Origin of the sequence: Streptomyces flaveus, assembly GCF_014647675.1 — a bacterium.
In the GTDB taxonomy this organism is placed as follows: Bacteria; Actinomycetota; Actinomycetes; order Streptomycetales; family Streptomycetaceae; genus Streptomyces; species Streptomyces flaveus.
Genome location: NZ_BMPQ01000036.1, coordinates 74,786 through 86,417, shown reverse-complemented (window position 1 = coordinate 86,417; position 11,632 = coordinate 74,786). Strand labels below are relative to the sequence as shown.

Genomic DNA, 11,632 nt, shown 5'->3' with positions numbered 1-11,632 from the left:
GCACCCCCCACCCACCCAAGGGGCGCGGGGAACTGCGCGACCAGCCACAACGAACCCGCAGATTCTTTACTGCGCCTCCCGCGGAGCGCCGCGCAGGGCAGCAACCCTCCGGTACAGCTCCACCGCCTCCGCCCCGCGCCCGAGCTGCTCCAGGCAGTGCGCCTCGTCATTGCGGCTGGCGAGCGCGTCGGGATGGTCGGCGCCAAGAACCTGCTCGCGGGCCGTGGCAACACGGCGGTACTCCGTGAGGGCGTCGGCCCAGCGGCCGAGCCAGCCGAGGCCGACGGCGACCTCGCGGCGGCTGACCAGGGTGTCCGGGTGATCGGCGCCGAGGACGCGCTCGCGGATGGCGCACACGTCGCGGGACTCGGCGAGGGCCTCTTCCCAGCGGCCGAGCCGTCCGAGGTTGACGCAGAGGCCGTGCCGGGCGCGCAGCGTCTCCGGGTGGGCGGGGCCGTGGACACGGGTGCGGTCGTCGACCAGGGCGCGGTACAGCGTCAGGGCCTGGGCGCTGCGGCCGAGCCGTCCGAGGCTGATGCCGACCTCGTAGCGCGCGGCGAGCGTGTCGGGGTGGTCGGGTCCGAGGGCCTGCGCACGGGCTTCGGCGACCTCCTGGTAGGTCTGGAGCGCTTCCGGCCAGCGGCCCAACTGGCCGAGTGCGTAAGCCACTTCGTACCGGGTGACGAGGGTGTCGGGATGGTTCGGGCCGAGCACTCGCGCGCGGGCCGCGGCCACGTCCAGGGCCATGCGGTACGAGTCCTCCAGGCGTCCGAGCCTGCTGAGGTTGAAGGCGAGGTTGTGGCGGCAGCGCAGGGTGTCGGGGTGGTCGGGGCCCATGGCGCGCTCCCGGGCGGCGAGCACCGTCGTGTACGCCTGGTGCGCCTCGAAGTGGCGGCCCAACTGCCCCAGTACGTACGCCATTTCCTGTCGCGCGGCCAGCGTGTCCGGGTGGTCGGGCCCGAGTACGCGCTCCCTGGACTCGGCCACGCGCGTGTACTCGCGCAGCGCGTCGGCGGGGCGGCCGGTGCGGCTGAGGATGAAGGCGACCTCGTACCGGCTGGCGAGGGTGTCGGGGTGGTCGGGCCCCAGCGCGTGCTCGCGTTCGGCGGCGACCGCGCGGTGCACCTCGCCCGCCTCCGCCCAGCGGCCGAGGCGCCCCAGGCTCAGGCCCGCGTTGTGCCGGCCGGTGAGGGTGCTGATCAACTCCGGTGATGGAGTGGGCCGTTCGGCCTGTACGGGCTCCTGGGTGAAGCGGGTGTCACTGCGGGCGATCCAGTCACCGGTCAGGCCCGCCGCGGCGTCCGGCGGTGTGGTCCGCAGGGCCGCGCCTGTCGCCTTGTGGCCGGTGGTCATGCCGCGGGTCCAGGAGGGCAGTCGCGGTTCGCCGGCGGCGACCGGCTCCGGCGCCTGAGGGCGCACGGGAGGAGAGGCCACGGTCGGCACGTACGCCGGTGTGGTGCGGGCCGCGCTGATGCGATGACTCAACTCGCGGGCGTTGTGCGGGCGTTGCTCGGGCTCCTTGGCCAGCAGGTGCAGGATGATCTCCTCGACGTACTCGGGGAGTTCGGCGCGGTGGCGGCGCGGCGGCTCGGGGGGTGTGTCCCGGTGGCCGACGAGTACGGCCCAGGCGTCGTCGAGGTCGAACGGCGGCGCTCCGGTGGCGATCTCGTACAGTACGCAGCCGAACGAGTAGAGGTCGCTGCGCTCGTCGACGGTCACGCCGCTGATCTGCTCCGGCGACATGTAGTGCGGGGTGCCCATCGCGATGCCCGTGCCGGTGAGGCGGGCCGTGAACCCGATGTCGTGGCCGAGGCGGGCTATGCCGAAGTCGCAGATCTTCACCGTGCCGTCGGTGAGGCGCATGATGTTCGCGGGCTTCAAATCGCGGTGCACGATGCCCTGTTGGTGGGTGTAGGCGAGAGCGGCGGACACCTGGTCGGCGATCTCCACGACGTCCGCGACCGGCAGCGGATGCTGCTTGTTGTCCTCCAGGAGCTGGCTGAGGTTGCGCCCGTCCAGCAGCTCCATGACGAGATAGAGCACGCCGTCGGACTCGCCGAAGTCGTGGACGACGGTCACCCCGCGGTGCTGGAGGGCGGCGGCCACGCGGGCCTCGCGCCGGAACCGCTCCCTCAGGACGCGGGTGAAGGACTGGTCATGATGGTGGCCCAATGGTTTGAGGCACTTGACGGCGACCTGTCTGCCCAGCGACTCGTCGCGCGCACGCCACACCTCGCCCATGCCGCCGCGACCGATCATGTCGAGCAATCGGTACCGGCCCTGGATCAGCCTGGTCTCCCCCATTTCCTGCGACCGCCCCCGTCGTGTGTCTCCGCCCTCCCCTGGCCCGTCCAGTATGGCGAGCTATCGTCCGAGTTTGTACGGGGCCGGTCGGGAGCCGGGGCCGAGCCGTGACATGGCGCGGATAATGTGCTTGGGCGGGAGTTGCCAGCGCACACGTGCGGGAATCCTGCGCAGCATGATGCCGGTGAAGCGCAGTTGAAGGTTCACCGCCTCGTGCGAGGGTGCGGATCGTCCGTACAGCTCGTGGGCGAACGGCGGCAGTGAGGCATACGCCACCTCCGCCACGCCCCGCCACAGCAGTTCGCGCGCCGGGACGAGCAGCGCGGGCGTCGGCGGCCGACGCAGGAAGTCGTCGACGTCCCGTGCTTCGTCTCCGGCGGCCAGCTCGGGTCGTATCTTCTCGAAGTACGCGGCGAGTTGAGCCTGGTCGGCGGGTACGTCCTCGGGGTCGAGGCCCACCAGCCGGGCACTCTCGCGGTGTTCGCCGACATAGCGGTCGGCCTGCGCCTCCGTGAGGCGGATCCCGGAGCGGCGCGCGACATCGAGGTAGGAGTCGATCTCGGCGCAGTGCACCCAGAGCAGCAGCTCGGGTTCGTCGATCCGGTAGCGCTCGCCCGTGTCGGGGTCGGTCGCGGTGAGCATGGCGTGGATCTTGCGGACCCGGGCGCCTGCCTTCTCGGCCGCCTCGGTCGTGCCGTACGTCGTCGTCCCGACGAAGTTGGCCGTACGCATCAGCCGGCCCCAGGCGTCCTTGCGGAAGTCGGAGTTCTGCATGACGCCGCGCACCGCGCGCGGGTGCAGGGCCTGGAGGTAGAGCGCGCGGACTCCGGCGACCCACATCATCGGGTCGCTGTGCAGTTGCCAGGTCACCGAGTCGGGGCCGAAGAGTCCGGGGTCGCCCATGTGATCCACGTTCACGCTGCCAGTGTGACCAGACCATGGCGCTTTGGTACAGCGTCTGCGACAAGGAAGGCGCTGGGCCGGCCTGGGAGGGACGCGTCAAAAGTCTGCACGGCAAGCGGAGGAGCACTGGATCGCCTACGTAGGAAGTAGAAAAACTTCTGCAATAACGCGCACAGAGATGATCGCGTTTGACGAGTAGCGTCTAGCGCGTGCTGGCTGAGCGACGACGCCAACTGACCCCGCGAGCTCTGCGCTCGAGCTGAACGGCACAGGCGGACGCTTCCGACAGGGCTCAGGGCCTCGTTCTCACACCTCGGCCACCTCGACTCCGGCCGCCTGCAGTGCACTGCGAGTCGCCGGGTCCGTGGGCGCGTTGGTCACCACCAGGTCGAGGCTGCCGGGCCCGCACACCCGGGCCATACCGGTGCCGGGGAACTTTCCGGCGTCCGCCACCAGTACCACCTGTTCGCTGGCGGCGATCATGGCCCGCTTCACCGGTACCTGCACGGAGGTGGTGTCCAGGACCTGGCCGTCCGGGCGGATGCCGCTGGTGCCCAGGAACAGCCGGTCGGCGTGGATCTGCCGGAGATTGTCCTCGGTGAGGAAGCCGGCCAGCGAACGGTAGTCGCGCCGGACGGCTCCGCCGAGCATCACCAGTTGTACGCACGGATCGTCGGCCAGTTCCTCGTACACGGCGAGACTGCTGGTGATCACGGTGAGGTCGCGGCCCCGCAGTCGGCGCGCCAGCCGGTGCGTGGTGGTGCCGATGTCGAGCAGGAGGATCTCACCGTCGCTGACGAGGTCGGCGCACTTGTCCGCGAGGGTGTCCTTCGCCGCCGCCCGTACGGTTGCCACCTCCGTGAAGGGTTCGTCTCCGCCCTCGGTCGGCATCGCGCCTCCGTGGACCCGTCTCAGCAGGCCCTCGTCCTCCAGTTGTGCCAGGTCACGGCGGATCGTCGCCCGGCTCACGCCCAGCCTCTCGGCGAGGGCGACGACGGCGGTCGGGCCGTCCGAGCGCAGCGCTCGCAAGATCCATTCATGTCGGCGGTCGGGAACCATGGCGGTCACTCGATCCTCCAAGTTCAATCAAACTCACGCAGGATGGGGATTGAGTCTTGCCAGACCTGCGCACAAGGTGCAAGCTTCTGCGTACTTCGAGCAGATGTAATCACTGCACCAGTACTTCCTGAGCAAAAGGCAGCAGGCTGCCACTCGCCGTCGGCGGCTCCGGGGAGGGGAAGCACTCATGCCTCACGCCCTGCGACACCACAGCCCTGAGAGCCGGTCCCGGTTCCACGGCGGGACCTCGCCCGCCCGGAGCGGCTCGAACCGGCGCGCGCACGGGGCGCCCGCCGGCCCGACGCTCCTGGGCCCGGGCGGATCCCCGTCCCAGACACAGCACGGCCGGTACTCGGGTGAAACGCCCGCGGTCACCGATCACGTCGAACAGTAGGAGAACGAAAGTGGATCTGTCCCGTAGACGGTTCGTCCAGACGGCCCTGCTCGTCGCGGCGGGCGCCGGAGTCACCGCCGCGTGCGGCGGCTCGGACAGCGGCAGCGGTACGAAGGACGGCAAGGACCTGACCCTGTGGTACTGGGGCGGTGGCCTCAGCGACAAGGTCGTGGCAGACGCCAAGAAGCAGTTCACCGACGTGACGCTGAAGTCCTCGATCATCGGCGGCACCTTCAAGCAGAAGCTGCTCACCACGATGAACGGCCGCAGCTTCGTACCGGACATCACCGGGATCAAGGGCGAGGACATCGCCTCCTTCCTGCCCAACGCCGGCCGGTTCATCGACCTCAACACCCTGGGGGCGGACAAGATCGCCTCGGAGTACCTGGGCTGGAAGCTGAAGCAGGGACAGACCCAGGACGGCAAGCAGATCGGCTTCCCGATCGACATCGGTCCGACCGCGATGTACTACCGCGAGGACATGTTCGCGAAGGCCGGACTGCCCACGGATCCCGCCAAGGTGGCCGCGGAGATATCCACGTGGGAGGACTACTTCGCGATCGGCGCCGACATCCAGAAGGCGTACCCCAAGGCGTTTCTGCTCAACAACATGACTGCTGTCTTCGACATGTCCCTCGGTCAGGGCAGCAAGCGCATGATCGACGAGAACAACAAGTTCATCGGCGACCAGGAGCACGTCCGCAAGTGCTGGGACCTCGCTGTCCGCCTCTACGAATCCGGCGCCGACGCCAAGATCAACGACGAGAGCCTGAAGCCCGCCGTGGCCAACGGGACAGTGGCCACCCAGCTGGGTGCCGCCTGGATGGCCCTGGACGTCAAGGACATGGCTCCTAACACCTCGGGCAAATGGCGGGTCGCTCCCCTGCCCGGCGGCCCCTCCAACATGGGCGGCTCGTTCCTGGCCCTGCCCAAGGAGTGCCGCAACCCGGAAGTCGCCTTCGAGATCATCAAGTGGCTGCTCAGCCCGGAGAACCAGGGCCGCGGCTTCACGGACGCGGCGCTGTTCCCCTCGTCCCCGGCGGCCTACAAGCTGCCCGCCCTGACCGAAGGCGATCCGTTCTTCGGCGGGCAGAAGACGATCGAGGTGTTCGGCCCGGCCGCCGAGAAGGTTCCGGCCTTCTACGAGGCTCCGGCGAACGCGGCGGTGGCCGTGCCGTACTACAACGAGCTGACCAGCATCGAGTCGAAGGGCAAGAAGCCGGACGACGCGTGGAAGGACGCCGTCGAGCAGGCCAAGCAGATCGCCAAGCAGCAGGGCGTGAGCTGACGTGGCAGCACCCCCCACGGCCGGACCCGCCGCAGCGCCCGAGGTTCCTCAGAAGCACCGCCGGACCGCCCGGAGTACCGGACGGCCCGAGCGGCGCCGGGGGCTGCGGCGGCTTCTGTCCTTCTGGCCGCAGTACGCGGCGGTGTCGCCGTTCTTCCTGCTGTTCCTGACCTTCTTGTTCTTCCCGATGATCTATTCGCTGTACCTGGCGTTCCAGCGCTGGGACGGCATCGGCGAGATGACCTTCGTCGGGTTCGACCAGTTCCGCTTCCTGTTCGACGATCCCACCTTCTGGCTGGCGCTGCGGAACACCCTGGTGATCTGGGTGTTCGCCACGTTCCCCATGCTGTTCATGGCGCTGGTGCTGGCCACCCTGCTGAATTCCACGCGCCGCCTCACCAGCTTCTACCGCGTCGCCTACTTCGTACCGAACGTCACCTCTGTGGTCGCGGTCTCCATCTTCTTCTTCTCGGCCTTCAGCGACCGGTTCGGCGTCATCAATGCGGCATTGCAGGCGGTGAACGTGCCGTCGGTCCCCTGGCTGAACAACGAGTGGACGATCAAAGCGGTCATCGCGATGCTGATGACCTGGCAGTGGACCGGCTACAACATGATCATTTACCTGGCCGGTCTGCAGGCGATTCCCTCGGATGTCTACGAGGCGGCCAAGCTCGACGGCGCGGGGCCGGTGCGGACCTTCTTCTCCATCACCGTTCCGATGATGCGTCCGATCATTCTGTTCACGGTGATCATCTCGACGGTCAACGGTCTGCAGAGCTTCACCGAGCCCCAGGTCCTGTTCGGCAGCAACGCGGCCAACAATCCGAATTCCGGCGGCCCGGGACAGGCTGGACTGACCACACTTCTGTACTTCTACCACCAGGCTTTCGACAACAACAACTTCGGTTACGCAGCCGCGATCGTGTGGGCTTTCTTCCTGGTCATCCTGCTGTTCGTGGTCATCAACTGGCGTGTCGTACAAGGAAGGAGGAAGGTGTGAAGGCACTCCGTGTCCGCCGGCCCACGACCGTCAGAGGGCTGCTCCTCCATGTGATCCTGATGGCCGGGGTCCTGGTCTCGATGTTCCCGTTCTACTGGACCATCGTGATGGCGACCAACACGACGCAGGACATCACCAAATACCCGCCGAAGCTCACCTTCGGGTCCCATCTGTTCGACAACATCCAGCGGTTGCTGGACAGCATCGATTTCTTCGGAGCGATGTTCAACACGGTCATCGTGGCCGTGAGCACGACGGCGCTCGTCCTGCTCCTGGACTCCCTGGCGGCGTTCGCCTTCGCCAAATACGAATTCCCCGGCAGACGTGTGCTGTTCGCGATGCTGATGGGCATCTTCATGCTGCCGCTCCAGCTCGCGATCATTCCCCAGTACCTGATCATGGCGGAACTGGGTTGGCTGGGTTCTCTCAAGGCCGTCATTTTTCCGGCGACCGCGAACGCCTTCGGAATCTTCTGGATGCGTCAGTACATGATCGGCGCCATTCACGACGAACTCATCGACGCCGCCCGCATGGACGGCTGCGGCTTCTTCCGGCAGTACTGGCACGTGGGGTTGCCGGCCGTCCGGCCGGGGCTCGCCTTCCTCGGCATCTACACCTTCGTCGCCGCGTGGAACGACTACGTCTGGCCGCTCGTCGCCCTGGTCAACCCCGACAGGGTGACCCTGCAGGTCGCCCTCTCCCAGCTCAACGTCTCGCACGGCCGGCAGGACTACGCCATGGTGATGGCCGGCGTACTGCTCGCCGTACTGCCGCTGGTAGTGGTGTTCTCCCTGTTCGCCCGCAGCTTCATCGCCGACGCCACCAAGGGGGCGGTGCGCGAGTGAGGGACTGAGCCGCCAACTCCTCGATCGATGCGCAGGGCCACCTGGGCGCGGTGGAGGTCTCGACGACCCGTACACCCGGCGAGACCTCCACCGCGCCCTAGCCGCCGACCACCAACAGGCGGCGCACCCCGCGGCCCTGCGCACCTGTGGCCGTACCCAAGCCACGGCGCCGACCACGTGAAACACGTGGGAAACCGGCGTTTCCTAGACTCCGGCAGGTGCACCTGACAGTCCTTGACGCCCCCAACGAGTGGAGCCGGTTCGCCGAGGGCTCCATCGAACGCCGTATGTTGCTCGCCCTCGGCGACCGGCTCGGCACCAGGCTGCGTCCGAAGCCGCTCATGCTGCCCGACAGCAGCCGCGTCGAGGTCGAGGGGATCGACGACGCGGGCCGTGTGCTCGTTCAACTCGTCAGCAATCAGGGCGCGTACAAGCCCGCCTACCGCAACAAGGTCATGGCGGACATGTTCAAGCTGCTCTGGCTGCGGGACTCCGTACCGACCGCCGAGCGCGCGGTGCTCCTGATCACCGAGCTGGTCGTGCAGGCACTCGGCGGCTGGGTGGCGCGCGCGGCGGCGGACCTCGGCATCGAGATCTACGTCTTCGACGGCAACGCGGCCGTAACGCTGCAAGACCGAACGTAAGGCCCTCGAAACAAACAGGGGCGGCGGAGCGAAACACAAGGCTCCTACGGTCAAAGACACCTAAGCGGATTTCCGCGTGGCAGTCACCCGCACTCGCTACGCACGCTCTCCGACTTCCAGGACCGGGCCTTCGTGCTCGCTACATGGATGGGAGCGTGAAGGTGACTGGTACGCCAGCACTTGAACTGCGGTCGGTGCACCGGATCTACGGATTCGGGTCGTCCGCGACCAATGCCCTCGACGAGGTCCATCTGACGGTGCCGCCCGGCCGCTTCGTCAGCCTCATCGGCCCCAGCGGCTGCGGCAAGTCGACACTGCTGCGCCTTGTCGCCGGGCTTGAACAGCCCGACCACGGCGAGGTCCGTGTGCACGGCGTCCCGCCGGCGAAGGCGTGCGCCGCCAAGCTGATCGGCCTCGTGCCACAGAGCCCGGCGTTGCTGCCCTGGCTGTCCGTGCTGCGGAACGTCACTCTGCCGCAGAAGATCAACAAAGGTGCCGCCAGGCGCCGCGAGCGCATCGCCGGCTTCGCCGAGCGGGACGCCGCGCCGTCCGCCCCCGACATGCGGGAACTCCTCGTCAAGGCGGGTCTCGGTGAGGCCATGGACAAGCTTCCGGCGGAGCTGTCCGGCGGTATGCGGCAGCGTGCCGCGATCGTGCGCGCCTTCGGCCTGCGGCCCGACGTACTCGTCATGGACGAGCCGTTCTCGGCGCTCGACGAATTCACACGCGAGAGCCTGCAGGACCAACTGCTCGATCTCTGGGACGAGTTGAAGACGACGGTCCTGTTCGTCACCCACTCCGTGCCCGAGGCCGTCCGGCTCTCCGACACCGTGGTCGTCATGGCCCCGCACCCCGGCCGCATCGTGGACATCATCGACGTCGACCTGCCCCGGCCGCGCGGTGACCGTCTCTTCGGGGAGCGCCGCTTCCACGAGTACGAGGACCTGATCCGAGACCGGCTTCGCCGTGCCTGGCACGGCGAAGCCGCGTGAGTGGGGGCGCGAGGACATGACCGTAGCCGACGAACGCACCACCGCCCCGGCGACCGAGACGGAGCCGCCCGTCGAGCCGTCGCGCTTCAGCCTCGGCCACCCGAGGTCCCGGATCGCATGGATCCGCCCAGCCGCCTGGCTGCCCCTCCTGGTGATGCTGGCGATCCTCGCCGCTCTCTGGCAGTGGGGAGCCGAGGAACTGCCGTACCTGCTGCCACCGCTGCCGGACATCGGCAGCTCGCTCACCACACAGTTCGGCTACTACGTCGACAACGCCCTGGTCACCCTGGGCGAGGCGGTGGCCGGCCTCGCGATGGGGTTCGTCGCGGCGTTCGTCCTCGCGGTGCTGACCAGTGAACTCCCCCTCGTGCGCCGGGCGGTCATGCCGATCGCCGTCGTCCTCAACGTCACGCCGCTCGTGGCCATCGCACCGGCGCTGGTCGTGGCCTTCGGCTTCGGCCCGCTGCCCAAGCTCGTCATCGCCGGTCTGATCTGCTTCTTCCCGATCCTCATCAACACCGCGGCCGGTCTGCGGTCCGTGTCGCAGCAGGTGCTGCAGGTGTACCAGACGATGGACGCCGGCCGGTTCGAGCTGCTGTGGCACGTGCGCATCCCCAACGCGCTGCCGTACGTGTTCGCCGCGCTGCGCATCGTCTTCCCGCTGTCGATCGTCGGCGCCGTGGTGGCCGAGATGTCGGCGTCGGGATCGAGCGGCGGCCTCGGCACCGCGATCAGCGTGGCCTCCTCGATGAACCAGCTGCCGGTCGTATACGCCTCGATTCTCGTCCTCGCGGTGATGGGCGTGCTGCTGCTGCTCGTCGTGACGCTGGTCGAGCGCCGCGTGCTCCATTGGCACGACAGCGCGCACAACTGACGCGCCCTCATACCGACTTACCCGCACGTCGATCCACCCGTGGCCCGCGAGGGCGGAGCGCTCGACGCCGCATGCCCTCGTCCACGCCCCTCCCCGGCGCCCCTCGCCAGTCTGGAGTCACCCATGTCACCGACGTCACCCATGTCATCCACGTCCCCCAGGCAGTACCGCCTCATCAGATCCGGCCTCGCCTCCCTTGCCGCCGTCACGCTGACAGCCGGCCTCGCGGGATGCGGCTCGGACTCCGGCGACAGCACCTCGACGGGCTCGGAAGGCTCCGCGATCTCCGCCGACCGCTGCGCCGAGAACAAGGACGCCGGCAAGATCACCTACCTGTCGGGCTACCAGTACCAGTCGTCGGTGTCGATCCTCGAGTACATAGCCGCCGACAAGCTGGGCTACTTCAAGGACCTCTGCCTCGACGTCGACCTCAAGCCCGGCACCGGCGACACGGCACAGAACACCAAGCTGCTCGCCAGCGGACAGGCGACCGTGAGTCCCGTCTCCCAGCAGGACGTCATCCAGGCCCGGGCCAACGGGATCGACATCACGGGCATCTCCTCGTACTCGGACGCCGGCCTCGAGATCCTGATGACGAACAAGGACATCACCGACCTGACCCAGCTCGACGGCAAGGTCGTCGGCCACAAGGGCTTCGTACCCGCCGGGGTCAGAGCGATGCTGGTCAAGGCCGGAGTCGACTGGGACTCGCTCAAGCTGGTCAAGCAGGGCTACGACCCCTCCGTACTGCCCCGCAGGCAGGGCGGCCTCGAAGCGCTCACGGGGTTCGTCTCGAACGAGCCCAACCAGCTCAAGGCGGCCGGCAAGGACGTCACGGTGTGGAAGCCGGTCGACTACGGCGTCCCGAGCTCGCTCGGCGCGATGGCGGTGAACCCGGAATTCGCCAAGGCGAACCCGCACGCCGTCGAGGACATCCTGCGCGCCGCGCTGCACGCCTACGACTACTGCTCGGCCGACGACAAACACATCGCCGAGTGCGTCGGATACGCGGCCGAGCTGTCCGGACCGACGTACGACAAGAAACTGAACGCGACCATCTGGAAGACCGAGACGCAGGTCGCCAAGGACAACCCGACGTCCGGACAGCCGTTCGGCGCCATCGACCCCAAGAACGTCGCGGGGCTCGTCGACATGCTGCACCAGTTCGAGATCGTGCCCGACAGCGTGACCGCCGCCCGGGCCGAGGGATGGTTCGACACCTCCCCCGTGAGGAACGTCTACGCCGCCGACAAGCTTGTCTGGCCCGCTCCGTAGCCGCATCACGCCGGGACAAACAAGGCCCGCACGGCTCCCGGCCTCCTCACGTGG

The 11,632-nt window shown here is 68.1% G+C and carries 10 protein-coding genes; 7 read left to right on the top strand and 3 right to left on the bottom strand.

Annotated features, from left to right (window positions below):
* Positions 1-66: 66 nt before the first annotated feature.
* From IEZ21_RS40415 to IEZ21_RS40405, 3 genes are all read right to left on the bottom strand, one after another.
* Entirely contained in the window at positions 67-2,304 is a 2,238-nt protein-coding gene (locus tag IEZ21_RS40415) for a serine/threonine-protein kinase (protein WP_189326806.1), read from the bottom strand.
* 60 nt (positions 2,305-2,364) lie between these two features.
* The gene (locus IEZ21_RS40410) at positions 2,365-3,207 is read right to left on the bottom strand and encodes an oxygenase MpaB family protein (protein WP_189326814.1); all 843 of its coding nucleotides are present in this window, start codon (positions 3,205-3,207) and stop codon (positions 2,365-2,367) included.
* A gap of 306 nt (positions 3,208-3,513) precedes the next feature.
* Positions 3,514-4,266 (bottom strand): DeoR/GlpR family DNA-binding transcription regulator, encoded by a 753-nt coding sequence (locus tag IEZ21_RS40405; protein ID WP_189326813.1) that lies wholly within the window; start codon positions 4,264-4,266, stop codon positions 3,514-3,516.
* A 404-nt stretch (positions 4,267-4,670) separates the two neighbouring features.
* Between IEZ21_RS40405 and IEZ21_RS40400 the strand changes: the two genes are divergently transcribed.
* The 7 genes from IEZ21_RS40400 to IEZ21_RS40370 all read left to right on the top strand — a co-directional run bounded on the left by IEZ21_RS40400 (position 4,671) and on the right by IEZ21_RS40370 (position 11,578).
* Positions 4,671-5,948 carry an ABC transporter substrate-binding protein gene (locus tag IEZ21_RS40400; RefSeq protein WP_189326805.1) on the top strand — a complete coding sequence of 426 codons (1,278 nt, stop codon included), beginning with the start codon at positions 4,671-4,673 and terminating at the stop codon, positions 5,946-5,948.
* Between the two features lies 1 nt (position 5,949).
* Positions 5,950-6,948 carry a carbohydrate ABC transporter permease gene (locus IEZ21_RS40395; protein ID WP_246568685.1) on the top strand — a complete coding sequence of 333 codons (999 nt, stop codon included), beginning with the start codon at positions 5,950-5,952 and terminating at the stop codon, positions 6,946-6,948.
* A gap of 59 nt (positions 6,949-7,007) precedes the next feature.
* A complete protein-coding gene (locus tag IEZ21_RS40390; protein ID WP_189326811.1) occupies positions 7,008-7,793 on the top strand; it encodes a carbohydrate ABC transporter permease in 786 nt (261 codons plus the stop codon).
* A gap of 218 nt (positions 7,794-8,011) precedes the next feature.
* Positions 8,012-8,437 (top strand): hypothetical protein, encoded by a 426-nt coding sequence (locus IEZ21_RS40385; protein ID WP_189326804.1) that lies wholly within the window; start codon positions 8,012-8,014, stop codon positions 8,435-8,437.
* Positions 8,438-8,598: 161 nt separating this feature from the next.
* Positions 8,599-9,429 carry an ABC transporter ATP-binding protein gene (locus IEZ21_RS40380; RefSeq protein ID WP_246568683.1) on the top strand — a complete coding sequence of 277 codons (831 nt, stop codon included), beginning with the start codon at positions 8,599-8,601 and terminating at the stop codon, positions 9,427-9,429.
* A gap of 16 nt (positions 9,430-9,445) precedes the next feature.
* Positions 9,446-10,303: an ABC transporter permease gene (locus IEZ21_RS40375; protein WP_189326802.1), complete on the top strand. Its 858-nt coding sequence runs from the start codon at positions 9,446-9,448 to the stop codon at positions 10,301-10,303.
* Between the two features lie 141 nt (positions 10,304-10,444).
* On the top strand, positions 10,445-11,578 hold the full coding sequence (locus IEZ21_RS40370) for an ABC transporter substrate-binding protein (protein WP_189326801.1): 1,134 nt from the start codon (positions 10,445-10,447) through the stop codon (positions 11,576-11,578).
* Positions 11,579-11,632 lie beyond the last annotated feature (54 nt).